The sequence below is a fragment of the Asticcacaulis sp. AC466 genome (assembly GCF_000495815.1).
GTDB lineage: Bacteria > Pseudomonadota > Alphaproteobacteria > Caulobacterales > Caulobacteraceae > Asticcacaulis.
Genome location: NZ_AWGE01000005.1, coordinates 64,281 through 90,699 on the forward strand (window position 1 = coordinate 64,281; position 26,419 = coordinate 90,699).

Below are 26,419 nucleotides of genomic sequence, written 5' to 3' on the forward strand. Positions count from 1 at the left end.
GAGTTCATATCCATGTTACAGGCCAATAAGCCCCTCTATTATATCGGTATCGACGGTGGTGGCACCAAGTGCCGCGCCCGCCTGAGAAACCGCGCCGGCCAGCTTCTGGGAGAAGGCCTCGGTGGTCCATCCAATATCCGGCTTGGGTTGGGCGAAGTTTGGCACAACATCATGATGTCGGTTGACGAAGCCTTATCCGTCGCCGGTCTCACCCATGCGGACCTGGAAGATATTCATCTGGGCTTAGGCCTGGCGGGAATCACGTCCTCGACCAGCGCCCAGGTGACCATTGATTCCGGTCCGGGATTTGGCGCCATTTACGCATCCAGCGATGCGCATGCGGCATGCCTTGGTGCCTTTTCAGGAGACGACGGCGCCATCCTCATTACGGGAACCGGCAGCGCAGGCTATATTTTTGCCGACGGCGTGGGCCAATCCATCGGCGGATGGGGTTTCGAAGTCGGTGACGATGGGTCTGCGGCGGGTCTGGGGCGATCAGCCTTGCGGGCAGCCTTGCGCAGTCACGACCAGATTGCGCCTGTCTCCGATATGACGCGGGAGATAATCGCGGAGCTCGGCGGTCAGACGGCCGATGTCATCGCCTTTGTCACGACGGCGACCCCGAGTGATTTTGGCGCCATAGCGCCCATGATCATGCGTCACGCCATGAATCGAGATGCGGTGGCTTTACAACTGGTACAGAATGTAGCGGACGAAGTGGGCCGTTATATCGCCAGGTTGCGTGACATCGGTGCTGTGCGCATTGCGCTGGTCGGCGGTCTGGCTGATCCCATACTGCCGTGGCTCAACCCGGCTGTGCGGTGTCTTTTGACAGCGCCCGAACAGGACGCGGTGGAAGGCGCTATTCTGTTGGCGCAGGGGTTGGGAAGTGGCTTCAACTCTATGAGCGAATCTGTATGAAACCGCTGTCTACAGAGACCCCGGCGGAACATAAGGCCGGTTTTATGGCCATGATCGGCACGCTGAGCTCGACGGACACAACGCCGTTATATATGCAGATTCAGGCCAGACTGCGCGAGGCAATTACCAGCAAGGCGGTTTTGCCGGATATGGCCCTGCCAACCGAAAGGCACCTGGCTGAAGGCTTCGACGTCTCGCGCATTACCGTCAGAAAAGCTCTGGAGGGTCTGATGCTGGAGGGGCTGGTAACGCGGCGGCGCGGGTCCGGAACATTCGTTGCCCATCGCCTGGAAAAGAGCTTTTCGGCCTTGTCGTCCTTTTCCGAGGACATGATTTCGAGGGGACGTCGGCCGGAATCGCGCTGGCTCAGCAAAAGCGAAGGCGTGGTCAACCCTGAAGAGGCGCTGGCCCTGGGCTTGTCCCCTGGCGCCCAGGTGTTTCGGTTTCAGCGTCTGCGCTTCGCAGATGGCGCGGTGATGGCCCTTGAGTACACGACGGTCCCGAGCTTTTGCCTGCCGTCTTTGAGCCTGGTGCGGGAGTCACTTTACGCTGCGTTGGAAAGCACAGGGCATCGCCCAGCGCGCGCTCTGCAAAGACTGCGCGCCCTGGCGCTTGATGCTCGCCAGGCGGAAAAACTGGGTGTCGCTCCGGGGGATCCGGGCTTGTTTATCGAGCGTCGCGGCTTTTTGGCCGATGGGCGGACCTGCGAAATCAATCACTCCTACTATCGCTGCGACGCCTATGACGTCGTTGCGGAAATTAACCAGATCGCCGGCCGATAAGCCCGTTTCCAGGATCGATTTATGCCCAAACCGATCTCTACAGACGCGCCATCCCACCCGCTAAAGGTCACCGAGACCCTGTGAGTTCCAAAACAGCCATGACAAAAAGCCTTTGCTTTACCAACGGACACATTCTTACGCCGCACGGTCGTGAGCACTCCCTCTATGTCGCCGACGGGTATATTACGTCCTACGTCCCGGCGCCGGCCACCGAAACCATTGATTTGGAGGATGGCTTTCTGGTGCCCGGTTTTCTGGACACGCAGGTCAATGGCGGCGGCGGGGTTCTGTTCAACGACTCGCCCGACGTGCAGACAATCGCGGCGATCGGGGAAGCGCATGCGCGGTACGGTACGACCGGTTTTCTACCGACTCTTATCAGCGACCGGCCTGAGGTTATCGACCGGGCCATGCGCGCCGTTGAGGCCGCCATTGCGGCAGGTGTTGCGGGTGTGCTGGGTATTCATATCGAAGGGCCGTTTATTGCCGAGGCGCGCAAAGGGATTCACGATCCGGCCATGTTTAGAAAACTGGATGCCGAGACAAAAGCCCTGCTTGGCAGCCTGAAGTCCGGGCGCACCTTGGTTACGCTGGCGCCGGAGACCTGCACCCCTGAAGATATTGCGGACCTCGCGGCCATGGGGGTCACCGTGGCCGCCGGTCACACGGACGCCAGCTATGAGCAAGTCCGCGCCGCCCTCGGTGCCGGGCTAACCGGATTTACGCATCTCTATAACGCCATGTCCCCGCTTCAGCATCGCAGCCCCGGCGCGGTGGGAGCGGCCTTGGAAGATGAGGCCAGCTATTGCGGGCTCATCCTGGACGGATATCACCTGCATCCCGCGGCGGCACGCGTCGCTTTGCGCTGCAAGGGGCCTCAGCGCCTCATGCTCGTGACGGATGCCATGCCGACGGTCGGTGCGGATACGGATCGGTTTCTCCTTGGCGACAAGCTCATTACCGCCGTGGACGGCAAGTGCGTGGACAATAATGGAACCTTGGCTGGCTCGGCCCTGGACATGATCTCGGCCGTTCGCAATGCGATGCGCGATCTTCACATTGGGCTTGAGGATGCCGTCTTCATGGCGGCGTCGGCGCCGGCGGCCTTCATGGGCGTGTCGGATATGACGGGCTGTCTGAAGCCAGGACTGCGGGCGGATATGGTCTGGCTGGATCGTGAGTTTTCCGTCCGTGGGGTTTGGCGAAACGGATCCAGATACGTGTCGGAGGGTTCGCTACGCGCGGCCTGAACTCGTGGCAAATTACTCAGTCGGTCTTCCCAATTAAGCGTTGAGTTCCTCCCCGAACTTTGGAAGACAGACCTTGGGCGCTCACATCGTCGCTAGGTGAGCGCCCATTTTTTTGCGGTGCGGTTAGAGCCTCATGCGGAAAAGTGGACCCCACTTTTCGGAAAAACATGAGGCGTTACAAAAAATGAGAGCCATGAGGCGGCTCAACTGAGCCGACGAATGCTCTACGCCGTCAAGCCCTCTCCCATAATCTTCAACGCCGGTGTGAAAGAGGGGCGGGCGCCCGGCAGCTTTATCGTCAGGCCGCCTATGCCGAGCTCGAAGTCGAGCGCCTGCCCATGACCCAGAAGTTCGACCCGGTCGATCCGGCCCTTGCGCTGCGGCCTGCCCGCCGCCATGCAGGTCAGGACGAGGAAGCCGCTGTCGGGCCATTCCTGGGCGATGGCGTAAAGCGCGCCAGCCTTGGTGGTATAGCGGATATCTTCGTAGGTAAACGGTTTGGCGTCGCCTTCATTCATCATGCCTTCGACCGGCAGAAAAGGGCCTTCGCCATAGATGTCCCACGGACGGGTGGCGAAGATCGCGTCTCCGTTGACGGCCAACCACTCTCCGACACCCGCGACGATCTTCTCCTCCTTTTCATCGATGGAGCCGTCGGCGCGAACCGGAATATTCAGCAGGAGATTGCCATTTTTGGCGACGACATCGCACAGGCGCTGTATCACTTCTTTGGAGGTCTTATAGCCGTTCCGTTCATACAAAGGGCGATCATAGTGCCAATTGCCGATGCAGGTGTCGGTTTGCCAGGGCAAGGGGCGTAAGTGGTCTGAAAAGCCGCGCTCGACATCCTCGACAATGGCGCGGCGTTGCAGGTCGTCGAGCTTCTTGCCGTTGATGACGACATCCACCTTACCGTGCCAGTCGAGGCTGCGATTATAGAAATAGGCCGCAGCGTCCAGGCCCGCTTGTTCCAGTGGCAGGCCATAGTCGTCAAAATACACAAGGTCCGGCTTGTAGGTGTCGATCATGTCCTGGGTCCGCGCCAGCCACTTTTTGACAAAATAGGGGTCGTGGGGCGGGACGGTTTCAAGCCACTGGCCGGAATGGGCCTCATGATAGGCGCTCATCGCCTTGATTGTGTCTATGCCTTCCGGCGGCACCATATCGCCTTGAGGACCGGTATAGAGTTCCTGCGGATCCAGCCCATCCCACCACAGTCCCTTGCCGTCAGCCTTTTTCAGACGGTAGGCGTCATAACGTAATCCGCGAACCGGCCCTTCGGGATCGTAGCCATAGGCGGTCTGCAACCAGTGCCAGGCATGAGAGAGATGGTTGGACATGCCAAAGCGCAGGCCGTGGTCCCGGGCGGCCTTTGCCCATCCCGCCATCGTGTCGCGCTTGGGGCCGACCTTGGCGATGTTCCAGGCCTGATACTTTGAATCGAACATATCGAAGTTGTCGTGGTGACCGGCCATGGCGACGAAATATTTGGCGCCGGCCTTTTTATAGAGACCAACCAGTCGGTCAGGGTCCCAGGCGTTGATCTTCCAGTCTTTGAGGAATTCCATGAAACCGAACTGCGCCGGATGACCGTATGTCCTGACGTGATGATCGTAGGCTTTGTCACCCTGCTGGTACATGTTTCGCGCATACCAGTCGCCGAATTCCGGAATGCATTGCGGTCCCCAGTGCGCCCAAAAGCCAAGCTTGGCGTCGCGAAACCAATCCGGCGTCTGATACCCGGCCGCCAGCGACGGCCAGGCGCCCGTAAACCGCCGGCTTTTCGAGCGGGCATGGGGGGCGATGACGCTGCTGGCGGTTGCCGCCGCGATTACCGAACGCCTTGAAACCTGCATGACATTCTCCAAAAAAGTATGATAATTAACGCGGTCAGTCGGCGTGCGACGTCAAGGTCAGGCGGGCGGTGGCCAGACCGTCCGTATAAGCTGTTACGATGACAGGCATTGGAGAGGCAGCACGTCGAGCACGCACAACAGCTTGGGCAAGACCGTTGAAGAGGTGGCGGGACGATGCCTGGTCGGCTTCCAGACTGGTCGGGTTGCCATTGCCAACACCGGCGATCCGTGCCGGGCCGGACACACCGAACTGTATAAGGTTGTCAGCGGTGGGCAGCGGCGTACCCTGTTGGTCGAAAAGCTCTGCACGTATCAACACGACGTCCTGTCCATCGGCTCGCAACTCTGTCCTGTCCGATGTGATCGACAGTCGGGTCGCCGGGCCCGCCGTCCGGCGTGACGCCTTCATGACCACCTTGTCGCCCTTGAAACCGTAAGCCACCAGCTCGCCCGGTGCATAAGGCACCGTCCATTGCACGTGCCCGTCCTTAGGCACGGTCTGGACGCCAAGTGAGCGTTTATTGAGGAAGAGTTCGACACGGTCGAGGTTGCTGTAAGCCCAGACGTCGATTGGCTGACCCTCGCGGCCTGACCAGGTCCAATGAGGCAGAAGATGGAGCACGGGTGCGGACTGCCACCAGGCCTTATAGTAGTAGTAGATATCTTTCGGGAAGCCGCAGGTATCGAGGATACCAAAATGCGACGATATTTCCGGCCAGCGATTAAAAGGCGTCGGCTCGCCGCGATAGTCGAATCCGGTCCATACGAGTCCGCCGGATAAGTAAGGTTTGGCGTTGTAGAGCGACCACCACGCACTGGCGGTCAGGGCGTAGGACGGCGCGTCCAGGTCATACGCCCTGACATAGCCTTTCACCTCATCGCGGACATATTCTCCGCGCGTGGATACGGCACTGGCGGTTTCCGTCCCGATGATAGGCATGTCCGGATAGAGCTTCCGGAAGGGTTCGATACTCGATTCATGATAGTTGAAGCCCATGACATCCAGGGCCGGCGTAATCCCTTGACCCTGGTAATGATTCATGGCGGCGGTAATCGGCCTGGTAGGGTCGAGTGATTTGATAAGCCGGCGCATGTCCATGGCGATCTTTAGCCCGCGTTCGGTGCCCTGCTGAGCGGTTTCCTCGTTGCCGATCGACCAGAGTATGACGCTGGGATGATTGCGGTCGCGGCGAATGAGCGCTTCCAGTTGGCTCAGGCCTTCCGGCGTCGCCGTCATAAGCCGGGTTTCGTCAATGACCAGCACACCCAGTTCATCGCAGGCGTTCAAAATGGCTTCGGAAGGCATGTTGTGTGCGCAACGCCACGCATTGGCGCCCATGTCCTTCAGTTGTTTGACACGCCAGAAATGCAGAGCATCGGGCAGGCCCGTACCCAATCCGGCATGATCCTCATGGTTATTCGTGCCGCAAATTTTCAAGCCTTGACCATTGAGGAAGAAGCCCTCCCTGGCGTCGAAGCGAATATCGCGAAGGCCGAAGCGAGCGGTATAGACATCCAGACATTCGCCCTTTTCCCGGACCTCGCAGCGCGCTGTGTACAGGTGCGGATCCTCTAAAGTCCACAGCTTCGGATCGGGCACCTTACTGGATTGGGAGACCTGTCTTTCGCCGAATGCCGGCACCTCCAGCGACGAACTGACCTCGGCCACAGTGCGTCCGGCGCCATCATATATCTGGCTGACAATGTCCAGGGTGCGGGCGGTTCCGGAGGCATTTTTGATCGCCGTCTCCAAAGCGATGGCGCCGGATGTTTCCCCCCGGACGCAGACTCCCCATTGGGGAATATGGACCTTATGTGTCTTGACGAGCCAGACGTGGCGATAGATGCCCGCGCCCTCGTAGAACCAGCCTTCGCCCAGGCTGGCGTCGGCCCGGACCAGCAGGATATTCGGCCCGTTCGTATTGATGTAGTTGGTGATATCGACATTGAACGGCGTGTAGCCGCTCTCATGGCGGGTCAGGATATAGCCGTTGAGAATAACCAGGGCGTCCCGGAAGACGCCGTCAAATTCAAGCGTCAGGGTTTTATCGGCGTCTGCTGCCGTCAGGTCGAAGACCTTGCGGTACCAGCCGATACTGTTTTCGGGAAACCTTCGGCCAATCGCCTTATAGCCATGACCCGCGCCAGGGTCGCCGTCTTCCGGGTTTTCCGGCGGTATGAAATAGTCGTTGCGTGCGAAGGGCAGAGCCACGGCCCAGTCGTGCGGCAGGTCCACGGCTTGCCAGAGGTGCGCATCAAAGTCGGCGCTTGCGGGCTCGGCGACATCATCTTTGCCCTGCTTGGCGTACGTCTTCTGGTCGCGACCGAAACCGAAATCCCTGTTGACGTCGGCGGCGTGCCCAAGGGCGAAGCGCCAGTCGAAGTCGAAGAGGATCCGCTCCCGCGGCGCCAGCTGGGTTGGCGTCTGAATGACTGGGCGGCTGCCGGCTTTGCTTTGTGTCGCGAAGACGGGAAGAGGCAGAGCGGTCAATGCGGTGGCAGCGGATATGACCGCCCGCCGGTCTGGATTTTTCATAGACGTTTCCATTTTCGGATCCTTGTGCTCAGGCAGGCGCGCTCGTGAGGCTGGCGGATAATTGGTTTGCCAATGTGGGTTAGACTACATGGCTTTTTGCGAATGAATAGCGAAAAAACGCATGAAGGGTTGCAGAAACGGTGATGACGGCGCACTTTGCAGTTAAAGCAGCCGCCTTGGCGGACAAAAAACACGATATTGGCAGGCCAATATTCACTGTAGACTCGTCACATTGATAAAAATTCGTTTGCCAATTTCTATTTCGAATATAAATTAAATCATACAATTAATGTCGTGGAGGATGATGTGGGATTGGTCAGTCAACGGATAGGGAAGACGCTCTTCGCTTTTGCAATGGTCGCTGTCGGGGCCGCTGTCTCCGTCCCCGGCTCTGCAGGTACGCCGATATCGCAACGTTTCACAGCCGATCCGTCGCCACACTATTTCAATGGCCGGTATTATCTGTATGCCACCAATGACCAGGACAACTCCGGAAAATACTGGGATTCCACGGATTGGCGTGTTTTCAGCTCGACGGACCTGGCGCACTGGAAAGATGACGGCTCCTTTTTGTCTGTGTCCGCGTTCAAATGGGCGCGTCCCGATGCCAAGGCCTGGGCGCCAGAGGCGGCCAAGCGTAATGGTAAATACTACTATTACGCCCCCGTCGGTGGGGACAAGATCGGCGTCGCGGTGAGTCAGAACCCCGAGGGGCCATTTGTCGATGCCCGCGGCGACGCACTGATTGATAAGGCCAGGGATGCTAATGCCGGCGCCGAACCCATTGATCCGGCCGTGCTGATTGATGATGACGGGCAGGCCTACCTTCTTTTCGGGACGCGCGTGCCGAAAATCGTTCGGCTGAAAAAGGACATGGTCCACACTGAGGGGCCAATCGAAGACCTCGTCATTACGGGCTTCCCGGCCGAGGATGCCAAGAAAAAATATGGTGAGGCGCCGTTCCTGCATAAACACAACGGGCTCTATTATTTCAGCTTTTCGACAGGTTGGCCCGGCCAGATCGTCTATGCGACGTCACGATCGCCGATGGGACCTTATACCTACCGTGGCGTGATCCTCGACTACCTGCCGATCTCAACCAACCATCAGGCGATTATCGAGCGCGAGGGCAAGTCCTGGCTCTTCTATCATGACAACCTGCTGCCCGGTGGCGGGGATTTCAAGCGTTCCATCGCCATAGAACCTATGACCTATAATCCGGACGGGACCATCAACCAGGTTTATCCGGCGAAATCCCCTGGCTCGCCTACGCCTTAGACCCTTCGTCGCCTGGGGCGATTACCATGACCTCAAGACGGGGCCATATCAGGAGATGGAAATGAAGATCTTGGGATGTCGCCTCCTGGTGTGCCTTTTGCTGCTGGCGCCTCCGTCTGCCGGGGCCGGGCAGCCGCTTTATAAATACGTGAATCCGATGGTGGGTGTGGGTAACGACAATCAGGGCGACACCGTGCCCGGTCCGGCCTTGCCCTCAGGCTCCATACATCCGAGCCCCGAAACCCTGACCGGCAGCAATGCCGGTTACGATCCGACAGCCCCGATCAGTGGCTTTGCCCAGTTGCATACTCAAGGGGCGGGCGGGGTGACGACTTATGGCACATTTCTGGTTTCGCCGCAGATCGGTATGCCGGCGTTCGATGAAGCCGATCACCTATCCGATAAGCAGGACGAGCGCGCGGCCGCCGATATGTACGAAGTCACGCTCACGCGCTATCGGACACATGTGGCGGTAACCCCAGCCCACTATGCCGCCATCTATCGTTTCTCCTTTCCGCAGAGCGACCAGGCGCAACTCGTGTTCGATATCACCCGCAAGATTAAGGGGCTTACCGCCTCTGATATAGCCGACATCATCCTCTATCCGTCCGAAGGCAAGATCATTGGCCACGTGAAGGCGAAAGGGTATTGGAATCCGGCCCTGGTCGACATTTGGTTCTGCGCCAAGGTGAACCAGCCACCCAAGGCATGGGGTATCTTCCAAAACGGTCAGAGTGTGGCTGGGCAGACGACAGCCCAATCGACCGCAGACCAGCGACTGGGCGCATGGTGGACGTTTGACACACAGGGGGAGACACCCGTCCTGATGAAGATTGCCGTCTCCTTTACCTCGGCCGCCAAGGCCCAGGCCTTGTTGGACGAGGACATTCCGGGATGGGATTTTGAGACGGTGCGCGAGGATGCGCAAAAGGCATGGGATAAAACGCTTGGCCAAATCGAAATTTCGGGCGTGCCAGACCCTGACCTTACGCGATTCTATACCGCGCTTTATCATACCGCCATCCAACCGCGTGACCGCTCGCGTGACCAGTCAAGCGCCAATCTCGGCATCCCACACTGGGATGACTATTATACGCTATGGGATACATATCGCACTGAGTTTCCATTGATGTCGTTGATCCGGCCCCGTGACTATGCCGGCAATATCGCCTCTATCGTGCGGGCATTTGATCAATACGGTGCGTTCGACACGGCTTTTATCGCTGGTCATCCCTATCACGTCGGCCAAGGCGGTGACGAGGTCGACAATATCATTGGCGAAGGCCTGATCCGCGGTGTGCCGGGCGTCAATTGGCGTGAGGCCTACCGCGTTACGCATTTCAATGCCTTCCAACGTCGCAGCCCGCGCTATCAAAGCCAGCAATATTTCGCGGTTGGCGACAGAAGTCCGGAACCGGATAACCAGCGCGCACGCTCCGGTTCATCCACCATCGGATTTGCCTTGAATGATTACTATGCCGCCAAGCTGGCCGCGGCCACCGGACATAAAACCGAGGCGGATGTGCTGCTATCGCGGTCTAAAGCGTGGCGTCAGGTCTGGAACCCAAAGGCGGAAAGTGACGGATTTCAAGGCTTCATCCAACCCAAATATCCGGATGGCAGCTTCCAGCCGAATGACCCGAAGCTGGGCTGGGATGGCAAAACCTATAATAATGTCGGGTTTTACGAAGGCACATCGTGGATCTATTCTTACGACATGCTGCACGATATTTCGGGAATGGTTGCCGCTATGGGCGGTCGCGAGATGTTCGTCAAGCGCCTGGACCATGCCCTGTCGTCCGGCTTGATCGATATTACCAATGAACCCTCGTTCGCCACGCCCTGGCTCTTTAGCAATGTGGGGCGGCCGGATTTGAGCGCCTATTGGGCCGATCAGGTTTTCAAGACATTCACAGCCGATGCCTATCCCGGAGACGAGGATAACGGCGCCATGAGCTCACACTACGTCTTCAACCGCATCGGTTTGTTCCCGAAACTGGGAACCGACCTGTTCTATCTGCACGGTCCTCACCAGCCGCAGACGGTTATTCATCTGGAAAACGGCAAAACCTTTACGATTATCGCGCGCAATGCAGGACCGGAAGCGATCTATATTCAGGCGGCGCTGTTGAATGGCAGACCCGTATCCGCCCCCTGGATATCGCAGGCGGATATCATGAGGGGCGGCCGGTTGGACCTGACACTTGGTGTGCGACCAGGGCATTGGCTAGGCCAATAGGCTGGCCGGCAGGCACCTAAAGGCCTGATCCAGGCAAGTCCCAGATCTGCTTGGGGCTGGCAGCCAGGCTGCGGTCCGCGCCCGGGTGCAGATCGAGAACAATCACTTCATTCTCGCCAATCTTGAGCCAGCTTGCGGGCACGAACAGAGCCTGCTGCGGCCCGACCGACCAATAGCGCCCCAGATTGTGGCCGTTTATCCAAACGTGGCCCTTACCCCAACCGCGCATGTCAAGGAAGGTGTAGCCGGTTTCTGCCAGGCTGAAGGTAGCGCGATAAAAGGCGGGGCCGGTGCTGGGGCCGGTCGAAAAGGCCAGCTTCGAGATATTGTCGAGCGGCAGAGAAAAATGGTCCCACCCCGTGAGCGTTGCGTCACCGAGCTTCGCGTCGCCAATCAACCCCTTTTGGTCCTTGCCGATATTGGCGCCGTAATTGCAATGGCCCATCGTATCGACAAGAATGTCGAGCCGATCGCCCGCCTTGACCGAAACCTCCAGGCCGGTTTCCCCGTAGCGGCGGTCAAGCGCTCCCAGCGCCCGGCCGTTTACCCCAACGATGGCGTAATCACGCACATCGCCAAAGCGTAGCTTGCCTTCCGCGGCGGCTTTGGGCGTATGGCGATATAGAACCATGCCGTTGTTTTGTCCGAGGGCCTCCAGCGTCTTCGGTGACTCCGACGTTTCGGGGGCGGGCAAAAGCTGATCCAGAGCGGCGCTCTGCGTCAGGCGGAACCGGGGCAGGCTGATGGCCTTCTCGGGCTCCGGCATAGGCGCGAACGTGTCGGCAGGCAGATAGGCTTTGAACAGGGCCTGGACCGCCAGATATTTGGGTGTCGGCCGGCCCGCCTCGTCCAGAAGCGCGTCATAATCATAACTGGAAATCTGCGGCTGATATCCGTCCTTGTTCCAATTGGCGCCGGCCGTAAACCCAAATGACGTGCCCCCATGCAGCATGTAGAAGCTGATAGAGTACTTATGTTCCAGCATCCATTTCAGGCTGTCGATCAGGGGCTGAGTGGGCATGGTTTCATGGATACGGCCGAAGGAGTCAAACCACCCGCCCCACAGCTCCGAACAGAAATAGGGGCCGGTCGGCCGGACCTTGGCGCGATCGGCGAATTCTTTTTCCGCCTTGGCCATGGTGCCGAAATTGATGCCGCCCACCAGGCCAGGGATTGAGCCATTGGCAAAATATTCCGCGGGATCGGCCGTATAGAGCATACCGGTAAAGCCTGCCGCGCGGAGTGCCTTCATCTGCTGGGCCAGATAGTTTTGGTCCTTGCCGAAGGCGCCATACTCATTTTCGACCTGCGTCAGGATGATGGGACCGCCCTTGTCGATCAATAGAGGGGTGAGTTCCTGGCCAAGCCGCTTCAGCCAGGTCTGGACGGGTTTGAAATAGCGGGGGTCGGTGGAGCGCGGCTGAATATCGGGCGTCGGGAGCAGCCACGCGGGGAAACCGCCGCCATCCCATTCGGCGCAGACATAGGGACCAGGGCGCAGATTGACCCACAAGCCTTCTTCCTGCGCCATGCGGATATAGGCGGCGATGTCGAGATTATCTGAAAAATTATAATGACCAGGGGTCGGTTCGTGCGCATTCCAGAAGACATAGGTCGTCAGGGTATTGAGCCCCATGGCCTTCAGCTTCCGCATCCGGTCGCGCCAGCACGCGCGTGGAATCCGGGGGTAGTGCATTTCTCCCGCCAGGATCTGAAATGGTTTGCCATCGAGCAGGAACTGGGACTCGTCCGCTTCGAACCGCGCCGTGGCGGCAAGGGCCGGTGCCAAGGGCGTCAGGATGCCGGCGGTGATAAGAGTGGCTGAAGATTTCAAAAACGAGCGTCGGCTGTCCATTTATATATTCCATAATAGGGTAGGCGCTGCCCGGCGATCACGAGGACGGCGTGCGGCTTTCCAGAGCATATTGTAAGACAATTAAGCGGCAGGCAATATAAAAACGATGCCTGTAGAAGCGCGTCTGCCGTGTAGATATGTCCAGCGTCAAACGCTTCAGCGCGGAAGAAAACAATTACATATTGAATATATGTATGTTTTCTTCCGCGCTGAACTATTCGTCCGGTCTGAAATTGGCCGCCAAATTATCCAAATAGTACAAGGGTGATGGACAAATTTTGGGCATAAGGACTGGCCCTTAGGTTATCCCGCGCCCGCGAATTTTCAGGGCTATGCCGAAGGCATGGCTTGCGTTTTCAGGCACAGTGACATGCAGGCCGCGCTGGTCTTGCCTGAATTTCAGTGGGGCGTTGCTGCCGACAACCTCAACACGCTCAACTTTCGCCTTGGCAAGGGTCATGATGCTGAGGTCTGGATCTGTGGGTTTGCCGAGCGTCATGGCGTAAAGCGCGTCTTTGCGCGTGGTGAAGCGAATATCGTCGGCGGTGAAGGGTTTGGCGTTTCCCTCACCAAACTGACCTGACGCGACCTGAGTGGGGCCTTCCCCGGCAATTCGCCAGGGTCGAGTCCCGAAGATGGCTTCCCCGAAGCGACTAGTCCAGGAGGCAATGTCTTCGACAATACGCCGTTCTTCCGCGTCGATTGTGCCGTCGCCGCGAACGGGGATGCTTAAAAGCAGGTTTCCGTTTTTGGCGACGACATCGCACAGTCGGTGGATCACCGCCTGCGCATTCATGTACGACTTGTTTTCAAATCTGTCGCGGTTGTAGTGCCAATCGCCGATACAGGTATCCGTCTGCCATGGGTGAGGCTCAATGTCCGCCCGGAACCCGCGCTCGACGTCTTCGATTACCGCGGCGCGACGGTCTTCAGGCAGATTTTTTGTATTGATGACAACGTCTAACTTGCCGTGCCAGGCCAAGGATGCATTGTAGTAGTGGGCCGCGATATCCAACCCCGCCTGTCCTAGCGGCAGGTCAAAATTATCGAAGTAAAGCAGGTCGGGTTTGTAAGAATCGATGAGATCCTTGCAGCGTAGATACCATTGGCGGACGAATGCTGGGTTTGCCAGGGGCGGGTCTTCGGTCCACACGCGATCGTGGGCTTCGTGCCAGGCCACCGCCTCGGCGGTCGATTTTATGCCGTCAGGCATGGGCATCACTGCGCCGGCATATAACTCCTGCGGGTCGAGCCCCTCCCACCAGGTGCCGCGACCGTCGTACTTGGTCAGTTTCCAGGCGTCGTATCGTTCGCCGGCGCGCGGTCCTTCCGGGTCATAGCCGTAAGCGGTCTGGAACCAATGCCAGGCATGCGCGGAATGGTTGGATACGCCAAACTTTAAACCACGTGCTCGCGCGGCTTTTGCCCAGATGCCGATGATATCTTTTTTCGGACCAACCTTTAGTGAATTCCAATCGTGGAACTTCGAGGCGTAGGTATCGAAATTGTCGTGGTGGTTGGCCAGCGCGACGAAGTAACGGGCGCCAGCCGATTTATAGAGGTCGAGTAAGTCCTCTGGGTTCCAGTTCTCAGCTTTCCAGAGGTTCTCGATCTCCATGAACCCTGTATCGGCCGGATGACCGTAGGTCGCTTGATGGTGCTTATATTGCCGGTCACCTTGCATGTACATGTTGCGGGCGTACCAATCCCCCGCCTCCGGCACGCATTGCGCCGACCAATGCGCCCATAGACCGAATTTTGCGTCCCTGAACCAGTCTGGCGCCTGATATCGGGCCTTCAGTGACTCCCAGGTCGGCTGAAACGGCCCGGCAGCGATGGCTGAAAAGGACTCGGCGGCCTCTGTAGGTCCGCTGGAGAGCAGTGCCCCGCCGACGCCGGCTGCAACGGCTGCAAAATTCCGTCTGGTGATCATCACGTCCCTGCCATATTTGGTCAATTTTTTGAGAACTGCCAAGGCGCATTTAGCGCCAAACGCCGCCATCAGTATTAGTCGGACATTTGTAGACGCTCATTCCATATATGGCAATTATGATTGTAGGTGAATTTTACAAGCCGTCTCTGTCAGACTCAGACGGTTAAGCACGCGGTTTCGCGTCACGCAGCAGTATCTTATTTGACCTCTATATCAAAGTGTTGGAAGGCCAGGCGCCGGCGACAGCTCCCCTGAACCCTGGGCGATTACCACCTGAATCCAAGGCCTGATACGCGCAATCTCGCAATGCGCGCCAGTACCGGTTCGCGATGTGCGTCGCCTGCGTCGCAGCAGGGTATTCAGATGAAAATCGATATTGTGGCAACCGAGCTCTTCGAAACCCTTAAATTCCGATCGTGTCGAACTTGACACCAAAAGATGATATATATATTACATATGTACGGCGGGTGTTCGAGGTCTGGCGCCGCTTTGTCAACTTCAAACCAATAATTGTAAATCAGAGAGAGGGAGAGATATGCGGAATAAATTTCTAAAGGGGACGAGCATCCTGGCGGTTGCCGGTGCGTTGTCATCGGTGGTTTTTCCAGGCATTGCCAGCGCGCAGGCGCAGGCGCAGGCGCAGGCGCAGGCGCAGGCGCAGGCACAGGCACAGGCACAGGCGCAGGCGCAGGCACAGGCACAGGCACAGTCGCAGGCGCCGGCCGGAGACGATCAACCGGTAGAGGTCGTCGTTACAGGTATTCGCGGAAGTCTCTCCGCTGCCGCCCGTAACAAGCGCCAGGCCGTGGTCAGTCTTGATTCTATTACATCTGAAGATTTGGGCAAGTTTCCGGACGGTAACGTAGCGGAATCCTTGCAGCGTATCCCGGGCGTGTCCATCGACCGCAGCCTGGGCGAGGGCTCGAGTGTAACTGTCCGCGGTTTCGGTCCGCAATTTAATAATGTCCTCCTGAACGGTCGCAGCATTGCAAACGACGGCGGTGGTCGCGGCTTTGGCTTTGACAATATAGCCGCCGAATTGATCAGCGGCGCCGATGTTTACAAGACCTCGCGGGCGTCTATCCCTGAAGGCGGTATCGGTTCAACCATCAATCTGAAGACGCCGCGCCCGCTCGATATCGGCGTTACGAAGGGTGTCGTCAGTCTTAAGGCGCACAACGAAAGCCTCAGCGGCAAGACGACGCCCAGCGCCTTTGCGCTCTACAGCACCACCTTTGATGACGGCAAGATGGGCTTGATGGTGTCCGCCTCCTACCAGTTGCGCGACGCACGCGAAGATTCGTTCAATGTCAGCGGATATGTTCCCAATGACTCGATCGGAACCCAGGCGGGGCAAACCAACGGTTATGGTCCCAACCTCGATCCGAACGTTCGCCTATTCACCAATGTTCGCTTTCCCCGCAACTATAACCTCAATCTGAGTGAACAGCGCCAAGAGCGGACGGGTTTTACGGCCACCTATCAGTACCGCCCCAGTGAGGATCTCACCTTCACCGCAGATGCCCTTTTCAGCCGCTACAACATCAAGCGGACGGTTGCCACGGGCGCCTTCTTCTTCCTTGAAGACCAGGTTCGCACAGCCGCTATTGACGCTAATCGTGATGTGGTCGAGCAGACCGAGAACGGCCAGTGGGACATGGTCATGCAGGCCTACCCCCGTAAATCCGACACAACGGCCTTTGGTGTAAACCTGGATTGGCGACCCAACGACAAGTTGACTGTTGTTGGTGATCTATCGACCTCCAAGGCGAGCAACACGGGCGGGTCCGGCTCCTACTATGTTGTCGTCGGCATCCCGACCAATGTTAGCTGGAAGCAGCCGGCGGACGGCAGCCTGCCGCAACTTGAGGTTCTGGGCGCCAGCATCTCGGACCCAAGCAATGCCCGTGCGCACTACGCCACGCGCGGCGGCAGCAACACCTCGACCTCAGTTGACGAAGGGCGGCTTGATGCAACCTACGTCGTTGACCGCGGTGTGTTCAGTTCCGTCCTGTTTGGCGTGGCGTTCAACAATACGCGCAAGGACAACGAGTCCTACGGCATCGGTGACGCCTATTGTACCTATTGTGGCTATCCGGTTGTCTTGCCGGGACGTTTCCTCACCCCTCTCGACCTAGGCAGCGATTTCCTCGGCGGTGGCCTTGGCGCCAATGCGCCTTTGAAATTCTTCTCCTTCGATGGTTTGAAGTTGCTGGACTATCTGGGTTCGCCGGAAGCCTTGGCGCAGCTGGACACCTACTACGGTCGCGCGCCGGGCTCGGTGGCGGCTCAGCTTCAGGCGAACGGTGGCTACACGCTTAAGCGTCAGCCCAGTTCCTACTGGGTCGAGGAGAATACCTCTTCAGCCTATATCGAGGCCAACTTTGCCGGTGAGGCAGCGGATATGCCCTGGTCCCTCAATGTGGGTGGTCGCTATATCAGCACGAAGGTGCGCGCGGCGGGATCGGATCGGCAGCTTGTCGATATCAATTGGATATCATTAGGCAACCAGACACCTGTCTACGCCAGTGCTACGCCCGTTGAGCGCACGGTTGAGGCCAATTACAGCAAATTCCTGCCGAGCCTCAATTTCAAACTCAACATAACGTCGCATCTGCTGGCCCGTTTCGGCGCTTCGGAAACCCTCACGCGCCCAAGCCCCAGCGACATGCGTCCGAACACCTCGATCGACGATGCCCGTCAGGGAAACATGCTCGCCAGCGGTGGCAATCCGGCGCTGAAGCCATACCTGTCCAAGAATCTGGATTTGTCGCTTGAATGGTACCCGAAGAAAAACTTCAATATGGCCGTGGCACTCTTCAGCAAGGATGTCACCGACTTTATCGATTACGGCGTCGCGTTGGAAGCCTTCACCATCACCAATGCCCAGCGCCTGGATACGACGAGCGTCATTAATGGCAATACCCACCTCGCCGACCCGGCCTTTACGGCAACGACCGCCAGCTTCCTGACACGCCGGCCGCGTAACCTGGCCAATACTCGCGCCGAAGGTGTGGAATTGGCGGGGACCTACACGTTCGACTTCTTGCCAGGTTGGTGGAGCGGCTTTGGTGTGACCGCGAACGCGACCTTGGTTGACAGCAACGCCAAGGTATCGAGCGCGTCACAAGTCGCCGGGCGTACCTTTGCCCTGCCGGGCCTGGGTAATTCGTATAACCTGATCGGTTTCTACGAGAAAGGCCCGATCTCGGTGCGGCTGGCCTATAACAAACGGGATCGCTTCCTGTCCAGCCTGAGCGGCGATGGCTCGGGCGGGCCGGTCTTCACCCAGGGGTACGAGCAATTTGACATGCGCGCTTCCTACCAGATCAACGACCGCGTCGACGTCTTTGTCGAAGGCACGAACCTGACCAAAGAGCACCTTATCCAGAAGGGATATTATGATGCGGAGCTTCTGGGCGACAACCTGGATGGCGCCTTCTACAATGTTGGTGTCCGCATGACCTTCTAATGTCGTTCATCTACTTCTCCTCCCAGTGACGACTGTACGCGCGGTGCCCCTCCAAAGGGTGCCGCGCTTTTTTTGAGGGAAGGCCATCTAAGCCGCTTGATTTCGCGAAATTTCTGAGTTTGGCATTTCTATCATAAGCTAGGTCTGTTACGAGTCACGGTCCGGCTGTATGCTGGAGATTGCAGGATTTATAGGCACGACATATGCGAGCAAGGCTGACCCCAACAAATCTGACACAGTCTATTGTTCAAGACCTGGGTGTGGAGATTGTCACCGGGAAATACCGCGACCAGGTCTTCCCGAAAGAGGTTGAACTTTCGCAGCGATATAACGCGGCACGGACGGTAACGCGCGAAGCGGTCAAGATGCTGACGTCGAAAGGGCTCCTATCGGCGCGCCCGCGTCAGGGCACCCGTGTCGAACCAGAAGACCACTGGAATCTTCTCGACCCGGAAGTTTTGCGCTGGCTTCTCGAACGGAATTTTTCTTTGGGCCTGCTGATAGAGTTTACGCAGATTCGGTTAAGCGTCGAACCCGGTGCTGCGGCCCTGGCGGCCAAGGTGGCAACGGGCGAGCAACGGGCGGCGATCAATAGCGCCATCGGCCGAATGTTCGCGGCGGAGCGGGGCGAAGATGATGCCCTGACGTCGGATATCGACTTCCATGTCGCCGTCCTCCAGGCCAGCGGCAATCGCTTCTACCGTCAGATGCGCGAAATGATCGAAACCGCTTTGCGTTTCAGCATCAGAAAAACCAATGATTTTAAAGGCGTGCGCCTTGCCAGTGTCGTCGACCACAAACGCGTCGCCGACGCCATCCTGGCCGGCGACAGCGCCGAGGCCGAAACCCGGATGCGGGATCTAATTCAAGGCGCCCTGGACTTGATGAATAAGGTCCAAGCCGATCAAAATCCTCAGCGCTAGGTAACATTGCCTCATAAAGCCGCGCGCCCGATACGAGCCATGGCCAGGCTAAATCGCTTTCACTAAGCCGATAACGCCCGCATCGAGCGGTGCTTAACTGTGCCTTCAGTTCAGGTGCGCGCCACGCGCAGACCGGCACCGATTATACCGTCATGCCTTCATCTTATCCGTCCCGATCCGGTCCTTCTCTGACGCCCGTGTCGCATTTGTGATTGACAAGGCGTGGAGACGTCGGCACATATATATGTAATATAAGTATTAGTATTTGATTGCCGCCCTATGACCAATTATGTTCGATATGTGTCGCGATGGCGGCCCGCTTAAGCCGCGTGGTGCCATGCGTCCAATTCCACCAAACCCGTCTCTACAAGGCGTAAAAAATGACCGTTGAACTTGCTCCCGTGTCTGTTCCTGATTTCGGGCTGCCGCTCGCTAGACCGTCCGTTCCGGTAGAGACGTACGATTCTCGGTGTCGGGATGCCTATGCTCGGGCGGCGTGCGACTGGGTCGCGGTCTACGCGGACCGCGAACACTTTTCCAATATTGCCTATCTGTGCGATTTCGAACCGCGGTTTGAAGAAGCGCTTCTAATCTTGGGGCCAAATGATTGTCGCGTGATCATCACCGGCAACGAATGTGTTTCGTTCGCGCAAGCCGTTACGCGCCTTTCGACTTTTGACGTGAAGCTTTGCCAGGCGATGAGCCTGCCGGGCCAGGACCGAAGCCAAGCGCCAAGTCTGACGGCCGTGTTGCAAGACATCGGTGTCCGGCCCGGACACAGTATAGGGCTTGTCGGGTGGAAGCCGCCTGCCACTGAGGCCGGGGAAGATGCGGGCTTTTTCTTCCCGTCCGTCTATGTCGATGCCTTGCGCCACATAGCGGGGGACGCCTCGGCTGTTATTGACCGAACCGATGTCCTGATGCATCCGGAACGGGGGCTGCGGGCGACCGTAGACGCCGACCAGATCGCCGCCTTCGAGTGGGCGGCCTCCCGGGCGACGGCGGCGGTTTGGCGAATAGTGACGAATGTCAGGGAGGGCGATAGCGAATTAGAGGCCGCCGCACGCATGGCCTATGCGGGTGAGCCGCTCAGCGCCCATGTCATGCTGGCTTCGAACAACGCGTCCGGGCCGGTGGTTGGGTTGCGTAGTCCCACGGCGCGTCGGCTATCGCGAGGGGATGGGGTGACCACGGCCGTCGGCTATTGGGGCGGCTTGTCTGCCCGCGCCGGCTTGATCAGCGAGGGGGACGATGCGTTCCTGAAGACAGCCTCAGCCTATTTCAAGGGATTGGTCGCATGGTATGCGGCGGTGGATGTCGGCGTCGCCGGACGCGACGTATTTTCAAAGGTCAGCGACACCCTGGCGCAGGGGGGCTTGGCCTCCATGCTTAATCCGGGCCACCTGTGTGGTCACGAGGAATGGATCAATACCCCTATTCGACCGACGGGGGATTACCGTCTGAGGTCTGGAATGGTTTTTCAGGTCGATATCATCCCGACACCAATGCCGTTGGGGTGGGCTTTGAACTGTGAAGATCCGGTCGTTCTGGCAGATGCTGGCCTTCGGGCCGACATCGGCGCCCGCCATCCCGAGGTTATGAGCCGTATAGATGCCCGGCGGGCCTTCATGGCCCAGGCTCTCGGCATAGACTTAAGCCCGGCTATTCTCCCCCTTGGCTCGACGCCCGGATGCCTGCCGCCGTTCTGGCTAAAATCCGGACATCTGCTGGTGAATGCATAGGGGAGGGGCTGTGGGCGCGCGTATTCAACCGAAAGACCTTGTCGTCGGTCTGCTGTGCTCGGTCTTGACCTGGCTCTGGCTGCCGGAGGTTAGCCAGGCCGCCACCCGCGATGTGACAATTACCCGGGATGACTGGGGTATTGCGCACATCCATGGCAAGACCGATGCCGATGCTGTCTTTGGCATGATGTACGCGCAGGCCGAGGACGATTTCGGACGCATCGAGCGAAATTACCTTCAGGCGCTGGGGCGCACCGCCGAAGTGGACGGAGAGGCCGGAATCTGGACCGATCTACGTCAGCGCATGTTCATAGACCCGGTGGCGCTACAGGCTGAATATAAGCGCAGCCCCGCCTGGCTGCGCGCGCTTATGGAGGCCTGGGCCGATGGCCTAAACACCTATCTGGCTAAGCATCCGGAGGTCCACCCGAAAGTCCTGACGCATTTCGAGCCCTGGATGGCCCTCAGTTTCTCCGAGGGCAGCATTGGCGGCGATATCGAACAGATTCCGCTGAGCCGGCTGCAAAGCTTCTACGAGGGAACGCAACTGGCCTTATCGGATATGGAGCGCGGCATTGCCTATCATGAGCCTACCGGATCGAATGGTATCGCGCTGGCCCCATCGCGGACACGCGACGGTCATGCGCTTTTGCTGATAAACCCTCATACAAGCTTCTTCTTCCGCGCGGAACAGCAGGTGACCAGCGATGAGGGGCTGAACGTCTATGGCGCGGCGACCTGGGGGCAGTTTTTTATCTATCAGGGGTTCAATGCATCGGCGGGATGGATGCACACCTCAAGTGGTGTTGATGCGATTGATGAGTTTGCCGAAACCGTCAAGGCTTTGCCGAGTGGGCGCTGGGCGTATCTGGATGGAAAGCGCTGGCGTCCCATGGAGCGGTGCCAGATTACGATCAAATACCGTCTTGCGTCCGGCAAGCAGGCGGATCGCGCCTTTACCGTCTATAAGACCGTGAATGGTCCCATTATGGGGGCCATGGACGGCAAGTGGATAGCGGTGGGGCTCATGAATCGTCCCCTTGAAGCGCTCCAGCAGTCCTTTTTGCGTACCAAGGCAACCGATCTTGACGGCTTTTTAGACGTCGCCAAACTTCGAGCCAACTCGTCCAACGACACCATCTTTGCTGACCGGAAGGGCGAAATCGCCTACCTACACCCTCAGTTTGTACCCGTCCGAGACGATCGCTTTGATTACACGAGGCCCGTTGACGGGAGCGACGCGGCGACGCACTGGAAAGGCCTTCATGCCATTGAGACCCTGCCGCATGTCTATAGCCCGAAAAGTGGCTACGTGTTCAACACGAATAACTGGCCGTGGACGGCGGCCGGTAGCGACAGCCCGCGCGCCAAAGACTATCCGCGATATATGGACCAGGCGGGCGAAAATCCTCGAGGTCTACATGTGGTGAAATTGCTTCAAAACGCGGATAAGGTGCCACTTGAGGGGTTACGGGATATGGCCTACGATTCGTGGTTGCCAACCTTTGACAGGCTGTTGCCCAGTCTCGATAGCGCTTTTGACGCTTTGGCGACGACCGACCCGCGCCGTGCCCGGCTGGCGGCGCCCATAAAGTTGCTCTCCGATTGGGAACGGCGGTGGAGTAGCGGCTCGCAGGCCACCTCCCTGGCTGTTTTTTGGGGCGAGGCGCTATGGCGCCGGGCAGCCGCGCCGGCGGCTACGTCCCGCATCAGCGTTTGGGATTACATGGAGCAGCGCAGTTCACCCGAAGACCGGCTGGACGCCCTATCGGACGCTGTTGCCAAGCTGGAAACGGATTTTGGCACGTGGCGTGTCGCTTGGGGCGATATCAACCGCTTCCAGCGCAATGACGGTGAGATCGAACAAACTTTTGATGATACCAAGCCGAGCTATCCGGTGCCGTTTACCTCTAACCAGTGGGGGGCGCTCGCCTCCTTCGGCGCCAAGGCTTATCCCGGTACCCGCCGTTACTACGGCACGTCGGGGAATAGCTTTGTCGCAGTCGTGGAATTTGGGCCCCATATCCGCGCCTACGCGATCAGCATCGGCGGTGAAAGCGGGCATCCCGACTCTGTTCATTTCTCCGATCAGGTTGAGCGGTATGTGGCGGGTAACCTGCGTCCGATCTATTTTTATGCGGATGAGCTTAAAGGGCATGTGGAGAAAGTCTATTCGCCATAGGCGAAGTAGGCTAGTTGTGGCCATAAATAATATAAATAATGTCGGTGCGGGGCGTATTGGGCGGAAAAAGCGGACAATGTAATATAGTATATATTTTAAATTATTTACCGAGCGAGCGTCTGAAATTATATAAATTTGCGGTTCATAGTTTCCAGAAGGTGAAATCCTATAATTTATAGGAGCTCTTAATGCTGTAAGTGTCTTGTGGATTAATATATTTATGATTTATATATTTGAAATTGAACCGTGATTTTTTGTCATTAGTGCGATTTCATATTTATTTTCAGTTACTTTTTTAAATTTTACTATATCGTTTCGGATTTTAAAAATTGCCGTGGCCTTATGAACGCAAGGCTTCATTTATAATACATATATTGACGTTTGACCCGCCGCATAATATTTGTTGATGGGCCGGACCGTGAACAACGGGTGGAATAAAATGCGAGTTTTTTATGCTGAACTATAAGCGAAGTGCTGTTGCGGCGGAGGCTGACATGGAGCGATTACAGGCCACACACCGGACAAAAATCTTCCGGATCGAAACCTTTCCGGTGCCCCCGCGCTGGATGTTTGTGCGGGTTGAAACGGATGACGGTCTCGTCGGATGGGGAGAGGCCAGCCTGGAGGGGCATACCGAGGCCGTCGTCGGGGCCTATGCGGCCTTGCAGGACCGCTTTCTGGGCTTCGATGCCGACCGTATTGAGGATGTGTGGCAGACGGCCTACCGTCTCGGCTTTTATCGCGGGGGTCCGGTGTTGATGTCGGCCCTGTCGGGCCTGGATCAGGCCCTTTGGGATATAAAGGGAAAGCGGCTGGGCGTGCCCGTGCATCAGCTCCTTGGTGGGCAGGTGCGCGACCGGGTCGCGGTCTACGCCTGGGTCGGTGGTGACCGTCCGTCAGACGTCCTTGATGCGGCACGCGTGCGCATGGAGCAGGGATTTAAATCGGTCAAGATGAATGCAACCGAAGATGCCGCGTGGCTCGACAGTCCGCGCTCTCTTGACGGGGTTGCGAAACGACTCGCTGACGTCCAGTCCTTGGGTCTGGACGCGGGTCTGGATTTCCACGGACGGCTCCATAAGCCCATGGCCAAGCAATTGGCGATGATCCTGGAGCCCCTGCGCCCCCTGTTCATCGAAGAGCCGCTGTTGAGCGAGCATCCGGAGGCGATTCGGCAATTGTCGGCCCTGACGCGTATCCCCATCGCCATGGGCGAACGGCTCTATTCGCGCTGGGATATCAAACCCTTTTTGGAAGCGGCAAGCATCGATATTCTTCAACCCGATGTCAGCCATGCCGGAGGTATTTCCGAGGTCAGGCGCATGGCCGCCATGGCTGAGGCCTATGATGTGGCTCTGGCCCCTCACTGCCCGCTGGGGCCAATCGCGTTGGCGGCCTGCATGCAAATTGGCCTGGCGACGCCCAATTTCGCCATCCAGGAAATGTCGCTTGGTATTCACTACAATACCGATGGCCACGACCTTTTGGCGTATCTGAAAAATCCTGAGATTTTCGATATCAAGGACGGTATGGTCGAAGCGATTTCGGGCCCAGGGCTTGGCGTTGTTGTTGATGAAGAGAAGGTCCGTGAGCTTAGCCGAGACTGTCCGCCCTGGCGCAATCCTGCCTGGCGAGGCCCCGATGGCTATGTGCGGGAATGGTGAAGATTATGCGATTTGCAGATAAGACGGCCATTGTGACGGGTGCGCTTGGCGGCATCGGACTGGCGTGCGCGCAGCGTTTATCGGCCGAAGGCGCCAGCCTAATTCTGGTCGACAGGCTGGGTGAGGGCGCGGAGACCATCGCTGAGGAATTGCGCACCCTGGGGGCGCCCAAAGTCGTTTTCACGCGCTGCGATGTTGCGGTGGAGGACGATGTGGTGGCGGCATGCAAACTGGCCGTTGACCAGACCGGGCGTCTTGACGTCCTGATCAATGTCGCCGGCATGATGATCTATAAGTCGATCGCGGAACTGACAGCGGCGGATTGGCATGAGCTATTGGGTGTAAACCTGGTGGGTGCCGCCCTTTTCACGCGCGAGGCGTTCCGCCTGATGTCGCCGGGTGGGGCTATTGTGAATGTGTCGAGCATCCACGCCGTCCAGACCTCGCCGCTCGTGGCGCCCTATGCGGCAGCGAAGGCGGCGCTTGCGTCTTTGACGCGATCCAGTTCCATTGAAGGCGCATCGCTGGGCCTCCGCGTCAATGCCATACTACCGGGGGCCATCGATACGCCTATGTTGTGGGCGAGTCCAAATCTCAAATCCGGCGCGGAAGTGTTGGAGGAGGGCGATGTCGGCAACCCTCACGATATTGCTCATGCCGCCGCCTTTCTGGCGAGCGACGAGGCGGCCTTTATCACCGGGGCCAGCCTGAATGTAGACGGCGGTCGATTGGCGAAGCTGTGACACCCTCTGTCCTTTTCGGGCGTCTGGCCGATGGTCAGGCAGTCCACAGTCTGACCTTGGCGGCGCCCGGCGGATTGCATCTGGACGTCATGACCTATGGTGCGACGATACGCAGCCTTAAAACCCCTTCGCCCATGGGGGCCGTCGAGACCCTAATCGGCTTTGAAGACCTGGCGGATTACGAGTCTGACAAGACCTACCAGGCCTGCATCGTCGGACGGACGGTGAACCGCCTGCGAAATGCTGCCTTCAGGCAAGAGGGCCGGGTGTGGCAGGTCACGCCCAACGAAGGGCCGAACCATCTGCATGGTGGCGCGTGTGGTCTTAGCCGCCGAATCTGGCAGGCAGACGCCCGGTCTTCAGAAGAGGCACCCGTGGTATTGCGATACGTGTCGCCGGCGGGGGAAGAGGGGTATCCGGGCAACCTGGCTGTCGAGGTGACCTTATCTCTGCCATCGCCAATGACCTTGCAGATCGACTACAGGGCCGTGGTCGATGCGCCATGTCCCATCGATTTGACCCATCATCTCTATTTTAATCTCGACCAGGCCAAGGGTGGCGACATTTCGAACCACCTTCTGGGTATCGGGGGTGATGAGGTTCTTGAGGTCGATGACGCGTGTCTGGCGACCGGCTTGCGGTTGCCGGTCGGGGACACGCTCTTTGATCTTCGTCAACCGACAGCCCTATCGGCTGTGCTGGCGCAGCAGCACCCGCAATTGACACATATCGGCCTGAACCAGAGCTGGGTTTTGAAAGGGGGCGGCGCGCCCGCCGCCACCCTGTACGGGCCGAAAACGGATCTCGAACTGGCACTTCACACCGACCAGCCCTGTCTGCAAGCCTATACGGGACTGCCGCGCGATGTCGCTGCGCACGGGGCGATCGCGCTCGAACCACAAGGCTTTATCGATGCGGTAAACCAGCCGGCATTTCCGAGCTCCTGGCTCGCACCCGGCCAAATCTATCACCGCACCAGCCAATATAGATTTCAACATCGCGCTTAGGCTTGACGGGCACTGAACACGTCGGCGGACCGCCCT

16 protein-coding genes are annotated in these 26,419 nt (G+C 58.1%); 12 read left to right on the plus strand and 4 right to left on the minus strand.

Annotated elements, in window-relative coordinates; all coding sequences use genetic code 11:
• Positions 1-12 precede the first annotated feature (12 nt).
• The 3 genes from AEAC466_RS27650 to nagA all read left to right on the plus strand — a co-directional run bounded on the left by AEAC466_RS27650 (position 13) and on the right by nagA (position 2,953).
• Positions 13-921: a BadF/BadG/BcrA/BcrD ATPase family protein gene (locus tag AEAC466_RS27650; protein ID WP_023457007.1), complete on the plus strand. Its 909-nt coding sequence runs from the start codon at positions 13-15 to the stop codon at positions 919-921.
• Complete coding sequence (locus AEAC466_RS27655; protein ID WP_023457008.1) at positions 918-1,703, plus strand: GntR family transcriptional regulator; 786 nt, start codon at positions 918-920, stop codon at positions 1,701-1,703. Before AEAC466_RS27650 ends, AEAC466_RS27655 begins: the two co-directional genes overlap by 4 nt.
• 98 nt (positions 1,704-1,801) lie before the next feature.
• Positions 1,802-2,953: an N-acetylglucosamine-6-phosphate deacetylase gene (gene nagA / locus AEAC466_RS27660; RefSeq protein ID WP_023457009.1), complete on the plus strand. Its 1,152-nt coding sequence runs from the start codon at positions 1,802-1,804 to the stop codon at positions 2,951-2,953.
• Between the two features lie 224 nt (positions 2,954-3,177).
• Here the strand turns inward: nagA and AEAC466_RS27665 are convergent, their stop codons facing one another.
• Both AEAC466_RS27665 and galA read right to left on the minus strand, forming a co-directional pair.
• Positions 3,178-4,809, minus strand: coding sequence for an alpha-L-fucosidase (locus tag AEAC466_RS27665; RefSeq protein WP_023457010.1), 1,632 nt, complete (start codon positions 4,807-4,809; stop codon positions 3,178-3,180).
• Positions 4,810-4,843: 34 nt separating this feature from the next.
• On the minus strand, positions 4,844-7,345 hold the full coding sequence (gene galA, locus AEAC466_RS27670) for a beta-galactosidase GalA (protein WP_035429299.1): 2,502 nt from the start codon (positions 7,343-7,345) through the stop codon (positions 4,844-4,846).
• 306 nt (positions 7,346-7,651) lie between these two features.
• Here galA and AEAC466_RS27675 point away from each other — a divergent pair, with 306 nt between their 5' ends.
• Together AEAC466_RS27675 and AEAC466_RS27680 are read left to right on the plus strand one after the other, a co-directional pair.
• Positions 7,652-8,623 (plus strand): family 43 glycosylhydrolase, encoded by a 972-nt coding sequence (locus AEAC466_RS27675; RefSeq protein WP_235074154.1) that lies wholly within the window; start codon positions 7,652-7,654, stop codon positions 8,621-8,623.
• 61 nt (positions 8,624-8,684) lie between these two features.
• Positions 8,685-10,862, plus strand: a complete 2,178-nt coding sequence (locus AEAC466_RS27680) for a GH92 family glycosyl hydrolase (RefSeq protein ID WP_023457013.1) — start codon at positions 8,685-8,687, stop codon at positions 10,860-10,862.
• 16 nt (positions 10,863-10,878) lie between these two features.
• Here AEAC466_RS27680 and AEAC466_RS27685 read toward each other — a convergent pair whose 3' ends face one another.
• Both AEAC466_RS27685 and AEAC466_RS27690 read right to left on the minus strand, forming a co-directional pair.
• Positions 10,879-12,717 carry a glycoside hydrolase family 35 protein gene (locus tag AEAC466_RS27685; protein WP_023457014.1) on the minus strand — a complete coding sequence of 613 codons (1,839 nt, stop codon included), beginning with the start codon at positions 12,715-12,717 and terminating at the stop codon, positions 10,879-10,881.
• A 298-nt stretch (positions 12,718-13,015) separates the two neighbouring features.
• On the minus strand, positions 13,016-14,650 hold the full coding sequence (locus tag AEAC466_RS27690; RefSeq protein WP_081714565.1) for an alpha-L-fucosidase: 1,635 nt from the start codon (positions 14,648-14,650) through the stop codon (positions 13,016-13,018).
• A gap of 535 nt (positions 14,651-15,185) precedes the next feature.
• On the opposite strand from AEAC466_RS27690, the gene AEAC466_RS27700 reads away from it, so the two are divergent.
• The 7 genes from AEAC466_RS27700 (at position 15,186) to AEAC466_RS27730 (ending at position 26,383) form a co-directional block, all read left to right on the plus strand.
• Positions 15,186-18,122 (plus strand): TonB-dependent receptor, encoded by a 2,937-nt coding sequence (locus AEAC466_RS27700; RefSeq protein WP_023457017.1) that lies wholly within the window; start codon positions 15,186-15,188, stop codon positions 18,120-18,122.
• A gap of 203 nt (positions 18,123-18,325) precedes the next feature.
• Complete coding sequence (locus AEAC466_RS27705) at positions 18,326-19,045, plus strand: FadR/GntR family transcriptional regulator (protein ID WP_035429252.1); 720 nt, start codon at positions 18,326-18,328, stop codon at positions 19,043-19,045.
• Positions 19,046-19,425: 380 nt separating this feature from the next.
• On the plus strand, positions 19,426-20,787 hold the full coding sequence (locus AEAC466_RS27710; protein WP_023457019.1) for a M24 family metallopeptidase: 1,362 nt from the start codon (positions 19,426-19,428) through the stop codon (positions 20,785-20,787).
• A 10-nt stretch (positions 20,788-20,797) separates the two neighbouring features.
• A complete protein-coding gene (locus AEAC466_RS27715) occupies positions 20,798-22,969 on the plus strand; it encodes a penicillin acylase family protein (RefSeq protein WP_023457020.1) in 2,172 nt (723 codons plus the stop codon).
• A 494-nt stretch (positions 22,970-23,463) separates the two neighbouring features.
• Positions 23,464-24,633: a galactonate dehydratase gene (dgoD, locus tag AEAC466_RS27720; RefSeq protein ID WP_031238271.1), complete on the plus strand. Its 1,170-nt coding sequence runs from the start codon at positions 23,464-23,466 to the stop codon at positions 24,631-24,633.
• A gap of 5 nt (positions 24,634-24,638) precedes the next feature.
• Positions 24,639-25,376 carry an SDR family NAD(P)-dependent oxidoreductase gene (locus AEAC466_RS27725; protein ID WP_031238272.1) on the plus strand — a complete coding sequence of 246 codons (738 nt, stop codon included), beginning with the start codon at positions 24,639-24,641 and terminating at the stop codon, positions 25,374-25,376.
• A complete protein-coding gene (locus AEAC466_RS27730) occupies positions 25,373-26,383 on the plus strand; it encodes an aldose epimerase family protein (protein ID WP_023457023.1) in 1,011 nt (336 codons plus the stop codon). Before AEAC466_RS27725 ends, AEAC466_RS27730 begins: the two co-directional genes overlap by 4 nt.
• The last annotated feature ends 36 nt before the right edge of the window (positions 26,384-26,419 follow it).

Coding starts and splice junctions, on each gene's coding strand:
- AEAC466_RS27665 (WP_023457010.1), bottom strand. CDS start 4,809: ATGCAGGTTTCAAGGCGTTCGGTAATCGCGGCGGCAACCGCCAGCAGC.
- AEAC466_RS27685 (WP_023457014.1), bottom strand. CDS start 12,717: ATGGACAGCCGACGCTCGTTTTTGAAATCTTCAGCCACTCTTATCACC.
- AEAC466_RS27700 (WP_023457017.1), top strand. CDS start 15,186: ATGCGGAATAAATTTCTAAAGGGGACGAGCATCCTGGCGGTTGCCGGT.
- AEAC466_RS27710 (WP_023457019.1), top strand. CDS start 19,426: ATGACCGTTGAACTTGCTCCCGTGTCTGTTCCTGATTTCGGGCTGCCG.
- AEAC466_RS27705 (WP_035429252.1), top strand. CDS start 18,326: ATGCGAGCAAGGCTGACCCCAACAAATCTGACACAGTCTATTGTTCAA.
- dgoD (WP_031238271.1), top strand. CDS start 23,464: ATGGAGCGATTACAGGCCACACACCGGACAAAAATCTTCCGGATCGAA.
- nagA (WP_023457009.1), top strand. CDS start 1,802: ATGACAAAAAGCCTTTGCTTTACCAACGGACACATTCTTACGCCGCAC.
- AEAC466_RS27690 (WP_081714565.1), bottom strand. CDS start 14,650: ATGATCACCAGACGGAATTTTGCAGCCGTTGCAGCCGGCGTCGGCGGG.
- AEAC466_RS27650 (WP_023457007.1), top strand. CDS start 13: ATGTTACAGGCCAATAAGCCCCTCTATTATATCGGTATCGACGGTGGT.
- AEAC466_RS27725 (WP_031238272.1), top strand. CDS start 24,639: ATGCGATTTGCAGATAAGACGGCCATTGTGACGGGTGCGCTTGGCGGC.
- galA (WP_035429299.1), bottom strand. CDS start 7,345: ATGAAAAATCCAGACCGGCGGGCGGTCATATCCGCTGCCACCGCATTG.
- AEAC466_RS27680 (WP_023457013.1), top strand. CDS start 8,685: ATGAAGATCTTGGGATGTCGCCTCCTGGTGTGCCTTTTGCTGCTGGCG.
- AEAC466_RS27655 (WP_023457008.1), top strand. CDS start 918: ATGAAACCGCTGTCTACAGAGACCCCGGCGGAACATAAGGCCGGTTTT.